At 28.0% G+C, this 21,898-nt stretch carries 22 protein-coding genes, 2 tRNA genes and 1 pseudogene; 14 read left to right on the forward strand and 11 right to left on the reverse strand.

Annotated features, from left to right (window positions below; genetic code table 11):
• Positions 1-77: 77 nt before the first annotated feature.
• Both ACTTAW_RS00665 and ACTTAW_RS00670 read left to right on the forward strand, forming a co-directional pair.
• Positions 78-154: transfer RNA gene (locus tag ACTTAW_RS00665), tRNA-Arg, on the forward strand.
• 116 nt (positions 155-270) lie between these two features.
• Entirely contained in the window at positions 271-696 is a 426-nt protein-coding gene (locus ACTTAW_RS00670; protein ID WP_440619311.1) for a PaaI family thioesterase, read from the forward strand.
• Here the strand turns inward: ACTTAW_RS00670 and ACTTAW_RS00675 are convergent.
• From ACTTAW_RS00675 to ACTTAW_RS00685, 3 genes are all read right to left on the reverse strand, one after another.
• The gene (locus ACTTAW_RS00675) at positions 693-2,693 is read right to left on the reverse strand and encodes a TRAP transporter permease (protein WP_440650659.1); all 2,001 of its coding nucleotides are present in this window, start codon (positions 2,691-2,693) and stop codon (positions 693-695) included. The two genes, ACTTAW_RS00670 and ACTTAW_RS00675, sit on opposite strands and share 4 nt — an antisense overlap.
• 51 nt (positions 2,694-2,744) lie before the next feature.
• Positions 2,745-3,752, reverse strand: coding sequence for a TAXI family TRAP transporter solute-binding subunit (locus ACTTAW_RS00680; RefSeq protein ID WP_440650661.1), 1,008 nt, complete (start codon positions 3,750-3,752; stop codon positions 2,745-2,747).
• Between the two features lie 82 nt (positions 3,753-3,834).
• The gene (locus tag ACTTAW_RS00685; RefSeq protein ID WP_440650663.1) at positions 3,835-5,796 is read right to left on the reverse strand and encodes an acetoacetate--CoA ligase; all 1,962 of its coding nucleotides are present in this window, start codon (positions 5,794-5,796) and stop codon (positions 3,835-3,837) included.
• Positions 5,797-5,970: 174 nt separating this feature from the next.
• On the opposite strand from ACTTAW_RS00685, the gene ACTTAW_RS00690 reads away from it, so the two are divergent.
• The 4 genes from ACTTAW_RS00690 to ACTTAW_RS00705 are packed head-to-tail and all read left to right on the forward strand — an operon-like array spanning position 5,971 to position 10,054.
• Complete coding sequence (locus tag ACTTAW_RS00690; RefSeq protein WP_440650665.1) at positions 5,971-8,448, forward strand: helicase-related protein; 2,478 nt, start codon at positions 5,971-5,973, stop codon at positions 8,446-8,448.
• Positions 8,449-8,452: 4 nt separating this feature from the next.
• Entirely contained in the window at positions 8,453-8,869 is a 417-nt protein-coding gene (locus ACTTAW_RS00695) for a TerB family tellurite resistance protein (RefSeq protein WP_440650667.1), read from the forward strand.
• Positions 8,866-9,192 carry a ferredoxin FdxA gene (gene fdxA / locus ACTTAW_RS00700; RefSeq protein WP_440650668.1) on the forward strand — a complete coding sequence of 109 codons (327 nt, stop codon included), beginning with the start codon at positions 8,866-8,868 and terminating at the stop codon, positions 9,190-9,192. Before ACTTAW_RS00695 ends, fdxA begins: the two co-directional genes overlap by 4 nt.
• A complete protein-coding gene (locus ACTTAW_RS00705; RefSeq protein WP_440650670.1) occupies positions 9,149-10,054 on the forward strand; it encodes a CarD family transcriptional regulator in 906 nt (301 codons plus the stop codon). Before fdxA ends, ACTTAW_RS00705 begins: the two co-directional genes overlap by 44 nt.
• 359 nt (positions 10,055-10,413) lie before the next feature.
• Here the strand turns inward: ACTTAW_RS00705 and ACTTAW_RS00710 are convergent, their stop codons facing one another.
• From ACTTAW_RS00710 to ACTTAW_RS00720, 3 genes and pseudogenes are all read right to left on the reverse strand, one after another.
• Positions 10,414-10,878 (reverse strand): hypothetical protein, encoded by a 465-nt coding sequence (locus tag ACTTAW_RS00710; protein WP_440651906.1) that lies wholly within the window; start codon positions 10,876-10,878, stop codon positions 10,414-10,416.
• 45 nt (positions 10,879-10,923) lie between these two features.
• Positions 10,924-12,110, reverse strand: a pseudogene (locus tag ACTTAW_RS00715) (AMP-binding protein); the annotation flags it as partial.
• Positions 12,111-12,116: 6 nt separating this feature from the next.
• Positions 12,117-12,201: transfer RNA gene (locus ACTTAW_RS00720), tRNA-Leu, on the reverse strand.
• 57 nt (positions 12,202-12,258) lie between these two features.
• Between ACTTAW_RS00720 and ACTTAW_RS00725 the strand changes: the two genes are divergently transcribed.
• The 3 genes from ACTTAW_RS00725 to ACTTAW_RS00735 are packed head-to-tail and all read left to right on the forward strand — an operon-like array spanning position 12,259 to position 13,856.
• Entirely contained in the window at positions 12,259-12,864 is a 606-nt protein-coding gene (locus ACTTAW_RS00725) for a YqaA family protein (RefSeq protein ID WP_428079200.1), read from the forward strand.
• Entirely contained in the window at positions 12,857-13,339 is a 483-nt protein-coding gene (locus ACTTAW_RS00730) for a disulfide bond formation protein B (RefSeq protein WP_440650672.1), read from the forward strand. The genes ACTTAW_RS00725 and ACTTAW_RS00730 overlap by 8 nt, the downstream gene beginning before the upstream one ends.
• Positions 13,323-13,856, forward strand: coding sequence for a demethoxyubiquinone hydroxylase family protein (locus ACTTAW_RS00735; RefSeq protein ID WP_262590095.1), 534 nt, complete (start codon positions 13,323-13,325; stop codon positions 13,854-13,856). Before ACTTAW_RS00730 ends, ACTTAW_RS00735 begins: the two co-directional genes overlap by 17 nt.
• Here the strand turns inward: ACTTAW_RS00735 and ACTTAW_RS00740 are convergent.
• Positions 13,853-14,422, reverse strand: coding sequence for an HNH endonuclease (locus tag ACTTAW_RS00740; RefSeq protein WP_262590094.1), 570 nt, complete (start codon positions 14,420-14,422; stop codon positions 13,853-13,855). The two genes, ACTTAW_RS00735 and ACTTAW_RS00740, sit on opposite strands and share 4 nt — an antisense overlap.
• A gap of 47 nt (positions 14,423-14,469) precedes the next feature.
• Positions 14,470-15,120, reverse strand: coding sequence for an alpha/beta hydrolase (locus tag ACTTAW_RS00745; protein ID WP_440650674.1), 651 nt, complete (start codon positions 15,118-15,120; stop codon positions 14,470-14,472).
• 49 nt (positions 15,121-15,169) lie between these two features.
• Here ACTTAW_RS00745 and ACTTAW_RS00750 point away from each other — a divergent pair, with 49 nt between their 5' ends.
• Positions 15,170-15,373, forward strand: coding sequence for a twin transmembrane helix small protein (locus ACTTAW_RS00750; protein ID WP_262590092.1), 204 nt, complete (start codon positions 15,170-15,172; stop codon positions 15,371-15,373).
• On the opposite strand, the gene ACTTAW_RS00755 is transcribed toward ACTTAW_RS00750, so the two are convergent.
• Positions 15,370-15,879, reverse strand: coding sequence for a TlpA family protein disulfide reductase (locus ACTTAW_RS00755; RefSeq protein ID WP_440650676.1), 510 nt, complete (start codon positions 15,877-15,879; stop codon positions 15,370-15,372). The genes ACTTAW_RS00750 and ACTTAW_RS00755 overlap by 4 nt on opposite strands.
• A gap of 24 nt (positions 15,880-15,903) precedes the next feature.
• On the opposite strand from ACTTAW_RS00755, the gene argH reads away from it, so the two are divergent.
• The 4 genes from argH to ACTTAW_RS00775 are packed head-to-tail and all read left to right on the forward strand — an operon-like array spanning position 15,904 to position 19,341.
• Positions 15,904-17,295: an argininosuccinate lyase gene (argH, locus tag ACTTAW_RS00760; RefSeq protein WP_440650678.1), complete on the forward strand. Its 1,392-nt coding sequence runs from the start codon at positions 15,904-15,906 to the stop codon at positions 17,293-17,295.
• Entirely contained in the window at positions 17,292-17,417 is a 126-nt protein-coding gene (locus tag ACTTAW_RS00765; RefSeq protein WP_440650679.1) for a hypothetical protein, read from the forward strand. The genes argH and ACTTAW_RS00765 overlap by 4 nt, the downstream gene beginning before the upstream one ends.
• Positions 17,414-18,628, forward strand: coding sequence for a diaminopimelate decarboxylase (gene lysA, locus ACTTAW_RS00770; protein WP_440650680.1), 1,215 nt, complete (start codon positions 17,414-17,416; stop codon positions 18,626-18,628). The genes ACTTAW_RS00765 and lysA overlap by 4 nt, the downstream gene beginning before the upstream one ends.
• A gap of 11 nt (positions 18,629-18,639) precedes the next feature.
• Entirely contained in the window at positions 18,640-19,341 is a 702-nt protein-coding gene (locus ACTTAW_RS00775) for a lysophospholipid acyltransferase family protein (protein WP_440650682.1), read from the forward strand.
• On the opposite strand, the gene dnaN is transcribed toward ACTTAW_RS00775, so the two are convergent.
• Together dnaN and dnaA are read right to left on the reverse strand one after the other, a co-directional pair.
• Complete coding sequence (gene dnaN / locus ACTTAW_RS00780; protein WP_440650684.1) at positions 19,338-20,450, reverse strand: DNA polymerase III subunit beta; 1,113 nt, start codon at positions 20,448-20,450, stop codon at positions 19,338-19,340. The two genes, ACTTAW_RS00775 and dnaN, sit on opposite strands and share 4 nt — an antisense overlap.
• Complete coding sequence (gene dnaA / locus ACTTAW_RS00785) at positions 20,440-21,858, reverse strand: chromosomal replication initiator protein DnaA (RefSeq protein WP_440650685.1); 1,419 nt, start codon at positions 21,856-21,858, stop codon at positions 20,440-20,442. Before dnaA ends, dnaN begins: the two co-directional genes overlap by 11 nt.
• Positions 21,859-21,898 lie beyond the last annotated feature (40 nt).

Consider the following 21,898-nt stretch of genomic DNA (forward strand, 5'->3'; position numbering starts at 1 on the left):
ATGCAAAGCTGTGTTTTAATTGAACAAAATTTGTTAATAAAACCATAAAATACAGTATCTTTAATAAAATTAATTTTGGACCGCTGGCCAAATTGGATAAGGCGCTCGGCTACGAACCGGGAGATTCCAGATTCGAGTTCTGGGCGGTCCACCAAAAAGGAAAAAAATGATTGATTGGCTATTAAAAGCTTCTTTACAAAAATCAGTAATTTACTTTTTTATAATTATTACATTGTTATTATTGCTATTAACAATTGTATTGTAAATTTTATGAGTAATGAGTTTGAACAAATAAGTCTAACCCCAGGGTTCATGAAACATAATGGAGGTGTTTTGTTTAGAAACATCTCTGAAACTGAATATGAATTTAAATCTACTATAAATGAAAATCACTTAAATGCTGCAGGAATAACTCATGGAGGCTATCTATCAGCATTAATAGATGCTGGTGCTGGAACCGCAGCTCACAGATCTGCTGGTAACGCTCCATGTGTAACTATTTCGTTAGATATTAAATTTATTGGTGCCTCAAAAGTTGGTGATGAAATTATTGGGCACACAAAAATATTAAAAAAAACAAATACATTAATATTTTTATTTTGTGAGCTAAAATGTAATAATAAAATTATAACATCAGCAACTGGAGTTTGGAAAATTTTAAAAGTTAAACCTTCAAATTTAGGTCCGGGAGGTTAATTTTTTTTCAAATATTGATAAATTAGAATTGGGAAAGAAATTAACATTCCAACAATCATAGTTTTTAATCCAGGGGCAACAAAAAATAGAGATCCAAATCCAACTATCCATCTCTCATAAGTTTTTAAATTACTGACAAAATAACCAGTGAAAGCAATCCCCAATAAAGCAATCCCTATTAAAACCCCAATCAGAGTTATAACCAATTTGTTCAATTCAAAATCTCCAGTAATGAGTAATAATGAAGGCGAATAAACAAAAACAAAAGGTACTAATGCTTTAGCAATCCCAAGTCTAAAAGCTGTATTACCAGTTTTAAATGGATTGGATTTTGCAATTCCTGAAGCTGCATATGCTGCAAGAGCAACTGGAGGTGTAATATCTGCTAATACTCCATAATAAAATACAAAAAAATGTGCAACTAAGGGTTCGATATTTAACTGAGCTAAAGCGGGTGCAGCTACAGCTACAAGAATAATGTATGTAGCAGTTGTAGGAATTCCTGCTCCCATTATAATACAAGAAATAGCTATTAATATTAAAGAGAAAAACAATTTTAACTGATCAAAAGTAAAATATGAAATGGGCCATATATTTGAAAAGAAATTTCCTATATCACTTGCAGTCTGAAGTACTACAAAACCTAATCTAAAGCCTACACCTGTTAATGTTACTACTCCAACTATAATACCAACACATGTTGCTGCAGCGCCTACTGCTAAAGTATTCTTTGCTCCAGCAGCTAAACAATTAAATAAATCTTTTAAATTTAATTTATTATTTGGTTTAATAAATCCAACAACAACACATGAAATGATTCCGTATATTGCAGCAAAATCTGGAGTACGGCCTACCAAAATAAAATAAACGAGAATAATCAGAGGTATAATTGATAACCAATTATCTTTTATAACTTTAATAAAATTTGGTAATTCTTTATCTTCTAAACCTCTTAAGCCTAATTTTTTTGCCTCTAAGTGAACCATAATAAAAATCCCAAAATAATGAAGCAAAGCTGGTATTAAAGCAGCAGCCAATATGTCTCTAAGTGGTAACTCTAAATATTCAACCATGATGAATGCAGCTGCACCTAAAATTGGAGGTGTTATTTGACCTCCTGTTGAAGAGGCTGCTTCTACAGCACCTGAAAAATGTGATGGATAACCAACTTTTTTCATAGCTGGTATAGTTAAAGAACCAGTGGTTACAGTATTAGCAATAGATGAACCAGAAATTGTTCCCATGAATGCTGAAGAAAAAATTGCAACCTTTGCAGGTCCTCCAGAAAATTTTCCAGCTATTAACATGGCTAAATCAATAAACAATTTACCCAATCCTACTCTTGTAGCCAATACTCCAAATAGAATAAATAAAAAAACATATTGCGCCATAACTCCAACAGCGATCCCATAAACACCTTGATTTGTTATATAAATGTGATTTACAAAACCAAGCCAACTAGTTCCTCCGTGCTTTAATGCTCCTGGAGCAAGGGGTCCAAATAAAGCAAATAAAATAAAAATAATAGCAATTAAAGGTAAAGTGTAACCAACAGATCTTCTAGTAGCTTCTAACGTTAAAATTATAAGAACTGAGCCCATCAGAACATCAATTTTTTCTGGATTACCTACTCGTTGAGCTAAAACTTCTGAAGGCAATAAAGGCAAATATAAAGCAGAAACAACTGCAAGTATTGCAAAAATAATATCTATAATTGGTACATTTTGAAAATGTAAAAAACTAAATTTTGTAATATTTTTTTTCCAACTAAAAAGCAAAAAAACTAATCCGATGACATAAGATATATGAATACCTCTGTGTAAAACTTCTCTAACTAGTCCAAAACCTGATGCCCAAAAATGATAAATTGACATCGAGATTAATAGAATAAAAATTATAAAATTTAATTTTGATCCAATTTCTCTAAATGATAACTGAGGATCATATTTTTTTTCTATCTCCTCTAATTCTTTTAATGTTGAAATTTTATTTTCCATAAAGAAAACCCTAAGTCTTATTTAAACTTAGGGTTTAACTTTGATTTTGATTTATTTAATTAAACCAGCTTCTTTATAGAACTTTTCAGCACCTGGATGTAATGGAACTCCCACACCAGACAAAGCTGTAGCAGGTGTAATTGTTTTTCCTTTGGCATGACCAACATCCATTAACTTTCTGGACTCTTTATTCCACAAAGCTTTAGTAATGTTGTAAATTAAAGTTTCATCCTCTTTTGCAGAAGTAAACCATTGAGCACCTACAGCAACTGTGCTTGTAGTGCCTACATTTTCATAAGTTCCTGATGGAATATCACTTTGAGAAAAGAAACCATATTTATCTGTTAAAGTTTTTGCACCAGCACCATCTATTGGAACTAGTTTAATGTCTACAGAAGATGCCAATTCAACAATTGCACCTGTCGGATAGCCTGCAACAACAAAAATAGCATCTACTTTTTTGTTTCTTAAAGCATCTGTAGCAGCGTTACCTTTAAGTGCTTCAGCTTTAACATCTTTTTCAGACATACCATTTGCTTCCAAAATTAATAGAGCATCAACGTATGTACCTGAACCAGGTTCGTCTAAAGAAACTCTTTTTCCTTTAAGATCTTTGACAGAGTTAATCCCACTATCTTTTAATGCAACTAAGTGAATATGTTCTTCAAATAATGCTGCTATTGTTCTTAAATCTTTTGCTGGCGGCTTTCCTTCCATAGTTCCAGTTCCTGTATAAGCCCAATAAGCAACATCTGACTGAGCAAAACCTGAATTTCTTAAACCTGAAATGATTGCATTAACGTTATCAACTGAACCTCTAGATGAAACAGCTGAAGCGATTAAACCATCTACTCCACAACTACCACCTTTGCCACATTCTCTAGATCCTGGAGGTTTTGAAATTGCATTAGCAATCATTCCTCCAACTGGATAATAAGTATAAGCAGTTCCTCCAGTACCAATTGTAAAGAAAGTCAACTCATTAGAAATCGCTTTACCAACAAAAGAACCTGAAAGAAATAAAACAACTGCAAATGTTCTTAAAATTTTTTTAAACATAAATCTCCTTTATTTCTTATATTTTTGATTAATAATTAGAAAATCTTATCATCTAAAAAAAATTAATTCTAATAATTTATTTTTAATGATTTAGTTCTTTTAAATTCTTGTATTGAATTAAAACTTCTGGATTTGCCAAAGCTTCTTTATTTTTAACAACACTTCCTTCTATAGTGCTTTTAACTGCAAGCTCAACAATTTTACCACTTTTGGTTCTTGGAATATCTTTTACAACAATTACTTTGCTAGGGACATGTCTTGGTGATGCATTTATTCTTATTTGAGTTTTTATTCTATTAAGCAAAGAATCATTAAGTATGTATTCATTACTCATTACAACGAAAAGAATTATTCTGATATCATTATCCCAAGATTGACCAACTACTAGTGCTTCTTTAATTTCTTTAAACTTTTCAACCTCAGAATATATTTCAGCTGTCCCAAGTCTTACACCTCCTGGATTAAGGGTAGTGTCAGATCTTCCATGTATAATAAAACCATCGGTATTTCTTCTTTCAGCATAATCCCCATGATGCCAAGTATTTTTATATCTATTGAAGTAAGCTTTTTTAAATTTTACGTCATTTTTATCATTCCAAAATTTAAGAGGCATTGATGGAAATGGATTTTTACAAACTAGTTCACCTTTAGAATTTTTTAAAGATTTGCCACTATCATTAAAAACATCAATATCTAAACCTAAGCCGGAATTTTGTATTTCACCAATATTTACTGGCTGATATATATTTCCTAAAACAAAACATGATACAATATCTGTACCACCCGAAATAGATGAGAGATGAACTTTCTTTTTAATATTTTTGTAAACATATTTAAAACCTTCACTTGATAAAGGAGAACCTGTTGAACATATTGTTTTTAGTTTTTGAAGTTTATATTTAAATTTAAGATCAGGTTCTAATTTTCTTAGAGCATCAATATATTTAGCACTAATTCCAAACAGAGTAATTTTTTCTCTTTGTGCTATTTTTAAAAGTAAATCACTTGATTTATACATTGGAGAACCATCAAAAAGTACTATTGATGCCTTTGAAGCTAACGAGCTTACTAACCAATTCCACATCATCCAACCACAAGTGGTAAAATAAAACACGTTATCATTTTCTTTTATATCGCAATGTAATTGGTGTTCTTTCTTATGTTGAAGAAGAACTCCACCAGTTCTATGGCAGATACATTTTGGTTTTCCAGTTGTTCCACTTGAATATAAAATAGTCAACTCGCTTTCGAAATCATACTTTTTAAAATTTATTTTTTCAGATTTATTTTGAATAATCTCACGCCATTTAATTAAATTTATTTTCTTATATTTACTTTTATTAGTGACATATTTTTTTCCAGGATAATTAACAATCACAACATTTTTAATTGATGGAATAGATTTTAAAATTTCAGATAATCTCTCTAATACATTAATTTTTTTTCCATTGTAAAAATACTGGTCTGTAATGAACAAAACTTTTGGATTAATTTGAGAAAATCTTTCAACAACACCTTTAATACCAAAATCAGGACTGCATGATGACCAAATGCTTCCTATGGTACACGCTGATATAAACGCCTCAACTGTCTCGATAGTATTAGGCATATAAGCTGCAACTCTGTCTCCTTTTTTAATTTTAATTTCCTTTAAAAACTTTACAATTTTGCCTGTACTTAAATTTAATTCTCTCCAAGATTTTTCTTCTCTAAAGCCATTTTCGCTTATAAAAGTGATTGCCTTATCATCATTATTTTTTGACAATAAATTCTCACCAAAATTTAACTTACTACCTGGTAGGAATAAATTTTTATAAAATATTTTAGATTTTTTAATTTTTTTTTTACTTTTCAATCCTTTAATTTCTGAAAATTCCCAAAAATAATTCCAAAACTCAGGAGAATTTTTAACAGTCCAATTTAAAAAAGTTTTGTAATTTAAATTAAATTTTTTTTTGATTTTATTTGAAATAAATTTCTCAAAAGCATAAAGATTTGAATTTTTTTTCTCTTTTAAAGATGCTTCCCAAAGTTTATTGGTCATTTTTATTTTATTAAATTACTATTATAGAATTAATCTCAATTATGATATTCTCATTAATATTAATATAAAAATGAGAACTTTTTACCTTCCGATTCGGTCATGTTTTAGTCTATTTTTGTTCTTTAGCACTAACAATATCTGGTAGGTAAAAAAAATTATACACCAAAGATAGAAATGCCTAAAAATAAAATTACAGCTGTTCTTGGTCCAACAAACACAGGTAAAACTCATCTTGCAATTGACACAATGCTATCTTTTGACAGCGGAATGATTGGGTTCCCATTAAGATTATTAGCAAGAGAGGTTTACGACAAAGTAATAAAAAAAATTAGTATAGACAAAGTTGCTTTAATTACTGGTGAAGAAAAAATAATTCCTACAAACGCAAAATATTATTTATGCACAGTCGAATCAATGCCTATTGAAAAACAGTTAGAATTTGTGGGCATAGATGAAATCCAAATGTGTGCAGATCATGAAAGAGGTCACATATTCACAGATAGATTATTAAATTTAAGAGGTGAAAAACTTACGATGCTAATGGGTTCTAGTACTATTAAAAACATCATATCTAAATTAAACGAAGATTTAGAGTTTATTAATAGAGATAGATTGTCAAAACTCACTTATGCCGGACATAAAAAGATATCAAGGATAAATAGAAAAACTGCAATTATAGCTTTTTCAGCGGAGGAAGTTTATGCAATAGCAGAATTAATAAGAAGACAAAAGGGTGGGGCAGCTATAGTTATGGGTTCATTAAGTCCTAAAACGAGAAATGCTCAAGTAGAACTTTACCAATCTGGAGATGTTGATTTTTTAGTAGCCACTGACGCTATTGGAATGGGAATAAATATGGATCTAGATTATGTATATTTTTCAAATCTTAAAAAATTTGATGGAAAAAAATTAAGAAAATTAAATTTATCTGAAATAGGTCAAATAGCGGGAAGAGCTGGAAGATATTTAAATGATGGTGGTTTTGGAATAACTGGTGATTGTAAAGAAATTTCACCTGAAGAAGTCGAATTAATTGAAGGACATAAATTTGAAGAAATAAGAACTTTATTCTGGAGAAATTCTGATCTTAATTTCAATAACCCAAATTCACTGATTAAAAGTCTTGAAGAAAGACCCCAGATGGAATGGTTAAGAAAAGTTCACGAATGTGAGGATGAAAGGGCGCTAAAATATTTTATAAAAGATGAAAAAAATAATCTAGAATTTAACGAAAGAACTCTCAAATTATTATGGGAATGTTGTCAGATACCTGATTTTGTTAAAAAAACCTACGGCAATCATTATGAAGTGATCAGAAATGTTTTTAAATTTTTAAACAGTGAAAAAGGTCTAATTTCAGAAGATTACATGAGATTACAGCTCATGAAACTTGATAAATTAGAGGGAAATGTAGATTCTTTATCAAATAGAATTGCAAATGTAAGAACTTGGTCTTATGTTTCAAATAAAAATAATTGGGTAGAAAATCAAAACTATTGGATAGAAAAAACAAAACATTTAGAAGATAGACTTTCTGACAGACTTCATGAAGAACTTACCAAGACTTTTATCGACAAAAGAGCAAGTATACTTGCAAGAGGTTTAAAACAAGACATGGAATTCAAAACTGAAATATTACAGAACAATGACGTTAAAATAGATGATCAGTTTATTGGTAAAATCAAAGGTTTAAAATTAGAATTAGATTTAAAAAAAGGCTCTCTTGAAACTGATATCAAGTCATTAAAAAAAGCTGCTAGACAATCAATTGGACCTGAGTTTGATAAAAGAATTCAGTCAATTGTAGATACAGGATTAATAGATTTAAAAGAGGATTTTAAAATATATTGGAATGAATTTCCAATTGCTAGACTGTTACCAGGAAATGATTATTTAAGTCCTAATTTTACTTTAGTTGTTGATGACATTATTGAACAAAATCCAAAACAAAAACTAAATGATTTTATTCAAAAATGGTTAAACTCTAAAATAAGCGATGTCTTGAAAAGTTTAATAGATTTAAAAAACATTAAAGAAGATAAGTCTTCGATTAAAGCTTTAGCTTATCAGCTTTATGAAAATAATGGTGTTTTAAAAAGAGAACAAGTTTCTGATTATTTAAAAAATCTTGAACAAATAGATAGAAAAGTACTTAGAGAATTAGGTGTAAAATTTGGAAGATACCATGTATTCCTTTATCAGCTTATAAAACCAGATGCTGTATCTTTAAGAACCTTATTGTGGAAAAATTTTCATCAAAAATTCTATAATTTAAAACCACCAACTTTTGGATTAAATTTTTTAGAAGATAAAGATTCTAAAAATAAAAACTTTATGCTTCTCTGTGGATTTGAAAAATTTGATAATTTTTTTGTTAGAATAGATATTCTTGAAAGACTCTTTGTACAAATTATTAATGCTACTTCAAAAGAAAATAATGAAATAAAAATGATACCTGAAATGTTAAATCTTTTAGGGTGCAGCAAAGAAAACTTTAAAAAATTATTACAAAAAATGGGTTATAAAACTTATGAGAAAGAACAAGACATGTTTTTTAAATATAATCCTGTTAAAAAATTTAAAAAGATACAGAATAAAAAAGTTTCAAATGAAAATCCATTTAAAGTTCTTAAAAATCTCAAGTTAGGTTAATTTTATGTTTTTTAAAAAGACAGATAAAAAAGAAGATAATAATTTTATAGTAAAAGTTTGTGCTTTATTAATCCATGCTGCAAAAATAGATGAAAATTATACTGACAAAGAAGAGGAAATAATTAAAAAAACACTTCAAGAGTTGGGCCTTGAAAGTGAAAAAATTACAAAAACTATCCAAGATGCAAAAATTATTGAGGAAAATTCAAACCAAATTTTAGACTTCACAAGAGAAATTAAAAATTTACCTGAAAAAGATAAAATTAAAATAGTAGAAGCTCTTTGGTCAATTATTTATTCTAATGAAGACGCAGATATGTATGAAACAAATCTTATGAGAAGATTAGCTGGACTTTTATACATTGACAGTAAAACTATGGGGGATATTAAGCATAGAGTTAAAGAGGAAGGTAAAGAGTGACTTATATTGTAAACGATAATTGCATTAAATGTAAACTTACTGATTGTGTAGACGTTTGTCCGGTTGATTGTTTTTATGAAGGGAAAAATATGCTTGTAATTAAACCGGATGAGTGTATAGATTGTGGCGTTTGTGAGCCAGAGTGCCCCGTTGATGCTATAAAAGCAGATACTGAACCTGGAAGCGAAAAATGGTTAGAGATCAATAAAAAGTATTCAGAAATCTGGCCGAACATAAGTGAGAAAAAAGATCCCCCAGCGGATCACGAAAAATATAAAAATGAGCAAAATAAGTACGAAAAGTATTTTAAAGAAAATCTTTAAAGGCAAATCAGATAAAGAAATGACAAAAAAAGTTAAAAAGAAAAAAGTAACTAAAGTTAAAAAAGTTGTAAAACCTAAAACTAAAAAAGTTAAAAAAGTTGTAGTAAAAAAAGCTAAAAAAGTATTAAAAAAAATCCCAAATAAATCACCTAAAATAAAAAAAGTTTCAAAAACTACTGAAACTCCAGACGAACCGAAAGTAGATAATTTAAGAATATCAAAAACTAATGAGGTTAAACCTGAGATAAAAAAAGTTAAAAAACAAGAAACAGAAAAAAGAGAATTTAAAATAAAAGATTATGTTGTTTATCCAAAACATGGTGTTGGTCAAATTACAGAATTTAAAAAAATAAATATCGGTGGTATTGATGTTGAAACATACGTTATCAAGTTTGAAAAAGATAAAGCTAATGGTATGGTACCCGTTAACAAACAGTCTCACCTAAGGCCTTTAGCAACAATTAATCAAGTAAACAAATGTATTTCTATATTAAAAAGTAAGCCAAAAATCAAAAGATCAATGTGGAGTAGAAGAGCACAAGAATATGAGGCAAAAATTTCATCAGGTAAAATTTATGAATTAGCTGAAGTTGTAAGAGATCTAAACAAAGGTGATGATCTTATGGTTGATCAATCTTATAGTGAAAGACAACTTTTTGAAAAAGCTTATGAAAGAATGCAATCAGAATTTCAGATAATTTTAAATTTATCACCAGAAGACACTCAAAAAAAATTAGATAAAGCATTAAAGAGAAATGTTGGTGGACAAACACAAGCTATTAGCGCTACTGCTAAAACTCCAACTGCTGATTTACCTGTCGAAGAGCCTATTTCTGAAACTGACGAGCCTATAGACGAATAAAAAAAACGCCTCTCACACAAAAAGTTATGAGAAGCGTTTTTTGTAAAGAATACTAAGTTATTATTTTCTTCTTTTCTTAGCCTTTTTAGCTTTTTTCTTAGCTTTTTTCTTAGCTTTTTTCTTAGTTTTCTTTGCCGCTTTTTTTCTTTTCTTAGGCATCTTTAGCTCCCTTTTTAGTTTAACGAATCAATTTGATTCGTTGTTAACTTATTTTTATTTTTTTATACAACTTATGTCAAATCATTAATTAAAAGCGAATTTTAAAAAAATTATTTTTTATTTTTTATTTATTATATAAAAATTTTTTTATTAATTTAGTTAATGTTTATGCGGTAAATAAACTATTAATTTAAAGAAATTTAATAAAGTTTTTCTATTTCACTTTTATACTTTTCAATAATTTTATATCTTTTTAACTTTAAAGTTGGTGTCATTAATCCATTTTCAATTGTAAATTGATCTTTAATTACAAAAAACTTTTTAATTTTTTCTATCTTAGATAAGTTTTTATTTATTGTTTCTATTTCTTTTGAAATGTTTTCATCTAACACATTACTTTCATTATTATTTAAAACTAAAATAGCTATTAAATATGGTTTGTTATCTCCATAAACTAATGCTTGCTCTACAGATTCAATCTTAAGTAAATCATTTTCAATTTTCACAGGAGAAATATTGTCACCACCTGGTGTAATTAAAATATCTTTTTTTCTATCAGTGATTTTTAAATATCCATTTTCAAAATGTCCTATATCTCCAGTATATAACCAGCCATCCTTTAAAACTTTTTCTGTCTCTTGCTTTTTATTCCAATAGCCTAACATAACATTTTCGCCTTTAACCAGAATTTCACCATCGTCTGCAATTTTCACTTCATTACCACTAAAAGCAGGACCTACTGTATCTATCCTTATATCTTTTATTGGGTTGCAACTTACAACTGGAGAAGTTTCAGTTAACCCATACCCTTGCAAAGTCGGTAAACCTATCGAATTTAAAAAAACACCCACTTCTTTATCCAGCGCACCTCCTCCAGAAATGAATGCTTTTAGACAACCTCCAAATTGAGCTTTTATTTTTTTTCTAACTATTTTTTCGCAAATTGTGTTTTGCACTTTTTCAAAAAAAGTAAGTTTTTGATTTGTTAGTACTTTTTCTCCAAGATAAAGCATTTTATTTATTAGAGATTTTTTAAAACCAGTAGCTTTATTAAAAGTCGAATTAATTTTTTGATACAGATTCTGATAAAATCTTGGAACAGCTGTCATAATATCGGGACTACATTCTCCCATATTTTTAATTAACTTATCTATACTTTCTGCATAATAAACTTCGGCTCCTATTGCTATTTGGACAAACTGAACGGTGTGTTCATAAGAATGCGATAATGGTAACCAAGTTAGGAACTTAGGTTTGTAAGATATTATCTCTTTTAAAAGTGAAATAGAACCTTCACAATTATTTAAAATCCCCCCATGGCTGAGCATTACTCCCTTGGGTTACCTTGGGTTCCTGATGTATAAATAATACAAGCTACATCTTTTCTTGAAATTTCTAATTTTAAAAAATCGATCTCTTCACAATCGTTCTTTAGAAAAATATCTTTAATACATATAGTATCTGATTGACTGTCAATTTGATCAAAGGTGATAACCTTTTTTATAAATGGCTTTGTAGAAATTATATTTTTAATTTTATTATATTGAACTTGATCTGAGACAACTATTACTGATGGATTACAATCATCAATTAAATATTCATAATCTCTTTCGGTGTAAGTGGTATAGGCTGGCACGGTAATTCCACCTGCTAACATTATCGCTAAATCAGATATCATCCATTCGGGTCTATTTTCTGAAATTAATAAACATCTATCTTTTTTTTGAATTAAAGATTTAAGCTCATCGCTTAATTTTAAAATATTCAAATAAGTATCTCTCCAAGAAAATTTATCGTTTGGATTTTTTAAGGATTTTAGAAAAATTTGATCTGCTTTTTCTTTCGTATACTGATTATAAAATAGTTCTAAAAGATTATTATAATTTTTTATATTCATAAACTTTGGTGGGCGAAGAGAGAATCGAACTCTCACTTCTTGCGAAACACGATTTTGAGTCGTGCGCGTCTACCAGTTCCGCCATTCGCCCATTAAATTAAATTATAATTAAATAGTATAAGAACTAAAATTATATTAAAACCAAAAAATGTTCCAAAGTCTTTATAAAAAGTGTTTAAATTTAGCTGCTCACAAAAGTTCAAATTTGTACTTAGGAATTGTTTCCTTCACTGAAAGTTCGTTTTTTCCTATACCTCCAGATGTAATGATTATTCCTATGGTGATTGCTAAAAAAAAAGAATATTTTAAAATATTTTTAATCGCATCTTTATTTTCAGTTTTAGGTGGAATTTTTGGATATTTACTAGGTTATTTGTTTTATGATTTAGCTATTCATGTAATTGAATTTTATGGTTATGAAAATAAAGTAGAAAATTTAAAGACAAGTTTATCTCAAGGATCAGGTTTTTTTGCCTGGCTTAGTATTCTATTTCTAGCAGGATTTACTCCACTTCCCTATAAAGCATTCACTATTGCTAGCGGTGTTGTTGGTTTTAGTTTACCAGTATTTATTGTTGTAAGTTTAATCTCGAGAAGTCTTAGATTTTTTATTGTTGCTTATTTATCTTATAAATTTGGTGACTTATTTACTGAATTCATGGAGAAACATGGTTCAAAATGGTTCACTATAATTGGAATTTTAATAGTTATAGTATTAGGAATTATATTTTTAATTTTTAAATTTAATGCTTAATAACAAATCATTGTTTCTTAACCTAATTTTATTTGTCAGTTTCGTTGCTTTATTGTCAGCGTTCTTTATTGAATATGTTTTGGGCCATCAACCATGCAATCTTTGTGTCTTAGAGAGAATTCCATATGTAATTGCAATAATAATTATACTCTTGAATTATAAATTTTCTCAGTTTGAAAAAATATTTTTGGTTTTATTGGTAATTGTTTTTTTAACAGCTACTATCTTATCAATTTATCATTTTGGTATTGAACAAGGATTTATCAAGGAATCTTTAGTTTGTGACCTAAAAAATGGCTCTGAGGCAACTTCCAAAGAAGAAATTTTAAAACAATTGCAGGAACAAAAAGTTAGCTGCAAAGATGTAACATTTAAAATTTTTGGATTATCACTTACAACTTACAATATTGTAATTTCTATACTAATTACAATCAATGCATTAAAAATTTATTTTAACTATGCCAAAAGTAAGTAAAAAAAAAATTGAAGAATTTATAAGGGTAGATCATGCTGGTGAGCGTGGAGCAGTTAAAATATATGAAGGACAATTGTTAGCTTTGAATACATTTGTCAAAGATGAAAATTTGAAAAAAATCATAGAAGATATGAAAATTCATGAAAAGGAACATAGTGAGTTCTTTGAAAATGAAATTAAAAAAAGAAACATTGCTCCTACAAAACTTTTACCACTGTGGGATTTGCTGGGTGTTGGTTTAGGATTTGGTTCTACTTTGTTAGGGAAAAAGGCAGCCATGCTATGCACAGCATCTGTGGAGGAAGTAATTGATGAACACTACTTAAATCAAATTAATCAATTGGATGAAGATGAAAAATTTCTCAAAAACAAAATTACAAAATTTAGAGAAGATGAGCTTAATCATAAAGATATTGCTTATGAAAAGGGTGCAACTAAAAAAGGACCTTATAGTATTTTAGATAAAATAATTAAAACTGGTTCTAAAATTGCAATTAATATTTCTGAAAAAATTTAAGTTTCTAATTCAACATCCCAATACAAATAATCCATCCAACTTTTGTGTAAAAAGTTAGGAGGAAAGTTCTTACCATTTTTATGTAAATCTTCTGTTGAAGGTCTGAATGGATATTGATTTAATTTCATTCCTGAATGTTTTAATAATTTTCCACCTTTTTTTACATTACAAGCTGAACAAGCTGTAACAACATTGTCCCAATTTGTTTCTCCACCTTTAGACCTTGGAAGCAAATGATCAAAAGTAAGTTCCTCATTACTTCCACAATATTGACAAGAGAATTTATCTCTTAAAAAAACGTTAAATCTAGTAAAACTTGGTTTCGTTTGAGGAACAATATAGTCTTTTAAAGCTATAACACTTGGTAGCTTCATATTAAATGAAGGGCTTCTGATAGTTCTATCGTAATGACTTACAATTATAACTCTATCAAGAAAAACTGATTTCACAGTGTCTTGCCATGACCATAATGATAGAGGGTAATAGCTTAGAGGTCTGTAATCAGCATTAAGAACTAATGCAGGACATTTTTCTAATGATACATCTTGTTCAATAAAGTTGTTCACGTTAAAACATTAACTTAGTTTAGCATCATAATCAATATGATCAGATGTTAAATTTTTTTTAAAATATAATTTAATGCTGTGCTTGATGCCTCGATAGGAATGTGATGGTCACAATTTTTTATTAATAACGTTTCAACAGGAATATTATTTCGAATTAAAAAATCTTTAGCTTCAAGTAAATGTGTTGATGGAACAATTTGGTCGACATCACCATGTATTAGTAATGTATCTGTGCTATTTTTGATTCTATCTTTCAAATTAATTTGATCTATTATTTTTCCTGAAAATCCTACGACACATAAAAATTTTTCATTTGAGGTAAGACTAACATTCAAAGACATCATGCAGCCCTGGCTAAAGCCTGATAAACAAATTTGTTGATTTGATAAGTTGTATTCAGTTTTAACTTCCTCAATAAATTTTTTAATAACATTTTCAGCTTTAATTGACTCTTCAAGAATATAAGATGGATCTTCTTTGCTTAAATCAAACCATTGATATCCTGATGGATTAATTGCACACTTTTCATGTCCATTAGGACAAATAAAAATAGTGTTTGGCAGATGTCTTTTCCAATTTAAAGTTAACATACTTATGTCTTTTCCATCTCCACCATACCCATGAAGTAAAATTATCGCATTCTTAATTTCTGTACCTTCTTCTGGCTTGATGATGATTGAATTAAGGCAAAATGTCATAGATGATTTATTATGTTTTTTATTTTTAAAAACACATTACAATAATAATATGTTTTCTGGAATATTGGTTAAAATTTTATCTATCGCTCTTTTAATAGCTGTTGGAATAGTTTTGGTTTTGGGTATTGGAACCTTATTTAAAGGTGGAGAAACAAGTAAAAAATATTCAAATAAACTAATGCAGCTTAGAGTTCTACTGCAATTTGTGGCTATACTTGTTTTGGTAGCTTTCGCATATTTTTTTAAAAACTAATTATATTTCTCAATCCACTTTAAAAAATCTTTGTCATTAAAGTCTATGTCACCAAGAACCCTTGCAAATTCCTCACCTTCTTTATTTATAAATATTGATGTTGGAACTCCTCTTAGAGAAAAAGTTTTAGCTAAGGTTACTTCTGGATCAAAAAAAGGTTCCAAATTTTTTAAGTTTAATTTTACAAAAAATTCTTCAACTTTATTTAGTTTTTCTTTCCCAATATTAATAGGAAAAACCTTTAAATTATTAAGTGATGAATTTGCTTGCATATTGTCTAATGAAGGCATCTCTTCTTTGCACGGAGGACACCAAGTAGCCCAAAAATTTAAAACTAACAATTTTCCTTTGAAATCATTAATTTTAATTTTTTCATTTTTTTTATTTAAAAAAAATACGTTTTCATATGTTTTTGGAACTTTATGAATAACAATATTTTTAATGTTCGGTAAATCACTAGCTTCTGCAGTTGTAATTAAAAAAATAAATAATGCTAAAATTCTCATATTAATTAGGTATAACTAAATATCATGGCAAAAAATAAAAACAACCAAGCAATATGGAACACGCGAATACAAAAGGAAGCGTCAAACTTATTTCAAAAAGTTGGTAATTCTATTGACGTAGACAAGAGACTTTACAAAGAAGATATACAAGGATCCATTGCACACGTTGAAATGCTTTTTAGACAAAAGATAATTTCCTTTAAAATAAAAAATAAAATTATTTATGGTCTAAATAAAATTTATAAAGAAATAACTCACAAAAAATTTGAATTTAATAAAAAATATGAAGACATTCATATGAATATAGAGAAAAGATTATTTCAAATAATTGGTGATGAAGCTGGATACATTCATACAGCTAGATCGAGAAATGATCAGGTAATAACTGATTTTAAAATTTGGATTAAAACTGCAACTAAAGGTATTAATAACAATATAGATAAAGTAATCAAAAGTACAATTAAACTGGCTGAAAAAAATGTTGAGACTATTATGCCAGGATTCACTCATCTTAAAAATGCTCAAGCTATATCATTTGGCCATTATTTAATGGCTTATGTGGAAATGTTTAATAGAGATAAAAAAAGATTTTTAAACAATTTAGATAATTTAGATGAAAGCCCGTTGGGTGTAGCGGCTCTATCAGGCACTTCATTTAACATAGATAGAAATTTTACATCTAAAAAACTTGGGTTTAAAAGACCAACCAATAATTCAATAGATACAGTTTCAGATAGAGACTTTGTGCTAGATTTTCTTTATGCTGTTTCTGTATGTTCAATGCATATTTCTAGAATTGCAGAGGAATTAATTATATGGAATTCAGATGGATTTAACTTGATCAACTTATCAGATAAAGTTGTTACAGGCTCTTCAATTATGCCTCAAAAAAAGAACCCTGATCTTCTGGAATATCTAAGAGGAAAAACTGGTGCTTCTTATGGAAATTTTTTTTCTATGCTAACTATACTAAAGGGTTTGCCACTATCCTATTTTAAAGATTTACAGGATGATAAGGAATTAGTTTTTAATTCTAATGACACTCTCATAAATTGCTTAAAAATATTTGATGAAGTTTTAAAAAATTGCAGTGCGAATAAAAAGAAAATGCTTGAACTTGCTAATACAGGTCATATTGCGGCAACAGATTTAGCTGATTATTTAGTTAAAGAGCACAACTTGTCATTTAGAAAGGCATATCAAAAAACAGCTGCTATTGTGAACATGGCAGAAAAAAGAAAGAAAAATTTAAACGAGTTGACTTTACATGAATTAAAAAAAATTGAACCAAAACTCACAGAGGAAGTTTTAAATATTTTTGAATTAAAAAATTCTATTAATTCAAAAAAATCTTTTGGAGGAACATCTTTTGATAATATAAGAAAAATGATAATAAAATATAAGAAAACAAAATGATTAAAAAAATATCACTTTTAATTTTAATTTCATTTATGCTGGTATCTTGTGGTAAGAAAAATTGTCCAACTTATACAGGTTCAGAAGAGGATAAATGTGATCCTCTATTTAAAACAAAATGAAATATATAAATAAAAAACTTTCAATTGATAAACATTATTTCCAAGATATTGCTCAAAAGTACAATACTCCAACTTATTGTTACTCATATTCAATGTTAAGAGAAAATATATTAAATTTCAAAAAAAATTTTAAATCAATATCACCATTGATATGTTTTGCAGTTAAATCAAATACAAATGTAAATTTAATACACGAAATAGCAAAATTTGGTTTAGGAGCTGATGTTGTTTCTGTTGGTGAAATGATGATGGCTCTTAAAGCAGGTGTTAATCCAAAAAAAATTGTTTTTTCGGGAGTAGGTAAAACTACAGATGAAATAAAATATGCAATAGACAAAAAAATTTTATTAATAAATGCAGAATCTAAAAGTGAAATAGAAGAAATAAATAGAGTTGCTAAAATTAAAAATAAAATTGTAAAAATTGGTCTAAGATTAAATCCTAATACTGATGCCAAAACATTAAGCCAAATTTCAACTGGTAAGAAAGAAAATAAATTTGGTGTAAATGAAAAAACATTTTATGAAATTATTGATTATTGTAAAAATTCAAAAAATATTGATCTTAATTGTTTAAGTGTTCATATTGGAAGCCAAATTTTAGATCATAAACCATATGAAAAAATGCTTAAGGTGGTTGATAATATTCTGAAAAAAACATCCCATGAATTTGAATATATCGATTTAGGCGGTGGTATGGGAATTAAATACACAGACGATAGTAAAAAACTTAATTATAAAAGATATAATTTAGCCATTAAGAAATTTTTAAAAAATAAAAAATGTAAAATAATATTTGAACCTGGGCGGTCTATAATAGGAAATGCTGGAACATTAATTACAAAAGTTATTTATATAAAAGACAGTGAAAGTAAAAAATTCATTATATTAGATGCGGCAATGAATGATTTAATGAGACCAGCATTATATGGTGCAATTCACAAAACTTTACCTGTTATTAAATCTGGAAAAGTTTCCAAAAAAACTTATGAATTTGTAGGACCTATATGTGAAAGTACAGACAAGTTTGTAACTATTAAAAATTTTCAGGAACTTGAAGAAAAGGACTATGTTGCAATATGTGATGTTGGTGCTTACGGAATGTCACTAAGTTCAAATTATAACTTAAGAACAAAACCATTAGAAATATTAATTAAAAACAACAAAATAAAAATAATTAGAAAAAGACAAAAGCATAAAGATTTAATTTAGCTTTTGAGACAATGACAAGAAACATTTTATTTTCAATAATTTTTTTTACTGGAATTATTTTTATTTCTATAATTTTTTTACCTTCTTTTTTTCTACCAAGAAAAATTGTTTTAATTGGTGGTAAATTAATGGGCTATTGGACTGGTATTTGCTTAAGGTTTATCCTTTCAGTAAAAATCCTTATCAAAGGTGAAGAAAATATAATCAAAGAGGATAAATTTTTTATTGCTGCATCTCATCAATCAATGTTTGAAACTTTTTATTTGCAAACTATTTTTAATTCACCAGTTTTTATTTTAAAGAAAGAGCTTCTTCAAATTCCAATATTTGGTTGGTATTTAAAAAAAATAGGATCAATTTCAATAAACAGAAATAAAACAACTAAAGACAATTTGGGTTTTTTTAATGATATTTCGATAACAATATCACAATCAAATCGTCCACTAATTATTTTTCCTCAAGGTACCAGGGTATTACCTGATGATAGAACTCCATTTAAAAAGGGAGCCTCAAGGATATATGAAGAATTAAAAATAAATTGTTTACCAGTAGCCATAAACTCTGGTTACGTATGGCCAAAAAAAGGTAGAAAAAATAGTAATAGAACTATTACTATATCAATATTAAAACCTATTTCAGCTGGCCTAGAAAAAAATGAATTTTTAAAAACTCTAGAAAAAAATATCTATCAAGAATTAGATTTAATAAATTAACCCTTCATTGGCATCACAACATAAATACTATCAAAATCGCCTGGATCTTTTATTAAAGCTGGTGAACCCGTATCATTAAAGAAGATTTCAACTCTATCACCATCTAATTGTGAAGCTACATCAATCAAATATCTGGAGTTAAAACTTATTTCTAAGTCATGATCAAATTTAACATTTAAAGTTTCTTTTCCGTCTCCACTATTAGTATTATTTACCGAAAGATTTAGAGTATCATTTGATAAATTAAATTTTACACCATCTTTTTTATCCAGAGATACAGAAGCCACTCTATCAACTGAGTTTAAGAAAAGTTTTAAATCAATTTCTAATTTTTTTTGATTATTTTTAGGTATTACTTGAATATAATTCGGAAATTTTCCATCGATAAGTTTTGAAATTAAAATACTATTATTCAGTTCAAACTTAATTTTTGACTTTAGATTTGATACTTTTACATTACCATCATAACTATCTAACAGTGAACAAAGTTGAAAAATTGTTTTTTTAGGAAGTATAATAGGGTCAAATTCAATTTTTTCATCTAGCCTGATTTTTGAAATCGACATTCTATGACTGTCAGTAGCAACAGCTGTTAAATAATTTTTATCTTCAACTTCGGTTTGGTGAAAATAAATACCACTTAAATAATGTCGAGTTTCATCATTTGAAACAGAAAACTTACATTTATTTAGAAGCTTCAATAATTGTTTTGATTTTATAATAAATTCATTTTCATTAAAATTTTCATCAGTCAATGGGAACTCAGTAGCACTAATACAATTCAAATTAAAAATGGATTTTTCCGATTCTACTTGTAATTTACTTACATCGGTAAGAGTAAGGTTAATTTTTTTTCCTGATGTTAATTTTCTGATTATGTCATACATAATTGACGAGGTTGTTGTTGTTTTTCCTTCTTCTAGAATTTCAACATTATTTAGCTGGTGTATAAAAATTAAATCAAGATCTGTAGCAGTAATTGTTAATTTAGAATTACTAGCATCTAATAAAATATTAGATAAAATTGGTAACGTGCTTCTCTTTTCAATTACACCCTGACAATAATTTAGTGCTTGCTGAAGGTCTTGTTGGTTAACGTTAAATTTCATTTTCTTTGTTATTGTATAATATCTGATTTTTAAGTTTATTGATATTATCTACCATTTCTGGATCTTTTTCTTTGATTTTCTCAATTGTTTTAACAGAGTGGATAATTGTTGTGTGATCTCTATTCGAGAATTCTCTACCTATTTCTGGTAATGATTTTGAAGTTAAAATTTTAGTTAAGTAAATTGCTGTCTGTCGAGGTCTCACAAGATATCTTGATCTTCTTGAGGAAAGCATTTCATTTTTGCTTATCTTAAAAAACTTACACACAATAGTCTGTATTAAGTCAATTGTTACTTTATTTTCCGAGATATTTAAAAGATCTTTTAATACCACTTTAGTTTCAGGTAAATTTGGAACTTTGTTATAAATTCTTGAAAAGGATACTATTCGATTAACTGCTCCAACTAATTCTCTAACACTTCCTGAGATCTCATTACTGATAAAATCTTGTATATCTTTTGATACTTGAAGCTGATCTGAATATAAATTGTTTAATTCTTCTGTTTTTTTTTGAACTATTTTTTTTCGTAATTCTAAATCAGGTTTTTGAATGTCAACAACCAATCCACCTGAAAATCTGGATTTAATTCTCTCTTGAATACGCATTAATTTATTAGGTGCTCTATCAGCAGATACTATAATTTGTGATCCTTTATCTAACAAAGCATTGAATGTATGAAAAAATTCTTCCTGCATTGCTTCTTTGCCGCTAATAAACTGGATGTCATCTATTAATAAAATATCAGTATTTCTAAAATATTCTTTAAACTTAACCATATCATTTGATTTAATTGATTTTACAAACTGATACATGAAACGTTCAGCTGAAATGAACATCACTTTATTTTTTTTCTTCATCTCAAAACCAATAGAATTTAATAAGTGAGTTTTCCCCATTCCTACACCACCATAAATATAGAGTGGATTATAATGAGAGATAGTTTCTGTAACCTTTAAAGAAGCCTCATATGCAAGTTTATTGCTTGATCCAGTTATAAAGTTATCAAATCGTTTGTTTGGATCTATTCGGTTATATTGAAGGTACGAGTCTTTTATAAATGAAACATTTTCATTTTGGGTATTTTCAATATTTGCCGTGTCTTTTAAATCCTTATCAACTTTTTGATCAATAATTTTAAATTCAATTCTAATTATATCTTTTTTATACAATTTAATTATTTTCAGAATTTGGTCTAAATACCTCGAAGTAATCCAGTCTCTGATAAATCTAGTTGGAACAGATAAAAGTAAATAATTATTATGCTCCTCAAGAAATGATATTTTTTTTAACCAACTTTCATAAATTTCCAAACCTAATTTATTCTTCATTTCAGATTGAATTTGTTGCCAATCGATCTCTTCTGAAGCAAAATTATTAATATTTTTATTTGTAAAAGATTTATTCATAACTTAAGGGAAGATCTCAGTTAGAACGATTTAAAAAATT

The organism is Candidatus Pelagibacter sp. HIMB1495, assembly GCF_052047955.1.
Lineage (GTDB): Bacteria > Pseudomonadota > Alphaproteobacteria > Pelagibacterales > Pelagibacteraceae > Pelagibacter.

Bases quoted from the DNA above. Each gene is read 5' to 3' on its own strand.
- ACTTAW_RS00670 (WP_440619311.1), top strand. From the start codon at position 271: ATGAGTAATGAGTTTGAACAAATAAGTCTAACCCCAGGGTTCATGAAA.
- ACTTAW_RS00675 (WP_440650659.1), bottom strand. From the start codon at position 2,693: ATGGAAAATAAAATTTCAACATTAAAAGAATTAGAGGAGATAGAAAAA.
- ACTTAW_RS00680 (WP_440650661.1), bottom strand. From the start codon at position 3,752: ATGTTTAAAAAAATTTTAAGAACATTTGCAGTTGTTTTATTTCTTTCA.
- ACTTAW_RS00685 (WP_440650663.1), bottom strand. From the start codon at position 5,796: ATGACCAATAAACTTTGGGAAGCATCTTTAAAAGAGAAAAAAAATTCA.
- ACTTAW_RS00690 (WP_440650665.1), top strand. From the start codon at position 5,971: ATGCCTAAAAATAAAATTACAGCTGTTCTTGGTCCAACAAACACAGGT.
- ACTTAW_RS00695 (WP_440650667.1), top strand. From the start codon at position 8,453: ATGTTTTTTAAAAAGACAGATAAAAAAGAAGATAATAATTTTATAGTA.
- ACTTAW_RS00705 (WP_440650670.1), top strand. From the start codon at position 9,149: ATGAGCAAAATAAGTACGAAAAGTATTTTAAAGAAAATCTTTAAAGGC.
- ACTTAW_RS00710 (WP_440651906.1), bottom strand. From the start codon at position 10,878: ATGTTAGGCTATTGGAATAAAAAGCAAGAGACAGAAAAAGTTTTAAAG.
- ACTTAW_RS00725 (WP_428079200.1), top strand. From the start codon at position 12,259: ATGTTCCAAAGTCTTTATAAAAAGTGTTTAAATTTAGCTGCTCACAAA.
- ACTTAW_RS00730 (WP_440650672.1), top strand. From the start codon at position 12,857: ATGCTTAATAACAAATCATTGTTTCTTAACCTAATTTTATTTGTCAGT.
- ACTTAW_RS00735 (WP_262590095.1), top strand. From the start codon at position 13,323: ATGCCAAAAGTAAGTAAAAAAAAAATTGAAGAATTTATAAGGGTAGAT.
- ACTTAW_RS00745 (WP_440650674.1), bottom strand. From the start codon at position 15,120: ATGACATTTTGCCTTAATTCAATCATCATCAAGCCAGAAGAAGGTACA.
- ACTTAW_RS00750 (WP_262590092.1), top strand. From the start codon at position 15,170: ATGTTTTCTGGAATATTGGTTAAAATTTTATCTATCGCTCTTTTAATA.
- ACTTAW_RS00755 (WP_440650676.1), bottom strand. From the start codon at position 15,879: ATGAGAATTTTAGCATTATTTATTTTTTTAATTACAACTGCAGAAGCT.
- argH (WP_440650678.1), top strand. From the start codon at position 15,904: ATGGCAAAAAATAAAAACAACCAAGCAATATGGAACACGCGAATACAA.
- ACTTAW_RS00765 (WP_440650679.1), top strand. From the start codon at position 17,292: ATGATTAAAAAAATATCACTTTTAATTTTAATTTCATTTATGCTGGTA.
- lysA (WP_440650680.1), top strand. From the start codon at position 17,414: ATGAAATATATAAATAAAAAACTTTCAATTGATAAACATTATTTCCAA.
- ACTTAW_RS00775 (WP_440650682.1), top strand. From the start codon at position 18,640: ATGACAAGAAACATTTTATTTTCAATAATTTTTTTTACTGGAATTATT.
- dnaN (WP_440650684.1), bottom strand. From the start codon at position 20,450: ATGAAATTTAACGTTAACCAACAAGACCTTCAGCAAGCACTAAATTAT.
- dnaA (WP_440650685.1), bottom strand. From the start codon at position 21,858: ATGAATAAATCTTTTACAAATAAAAATATTAATAATTTTGCTTCAGAA.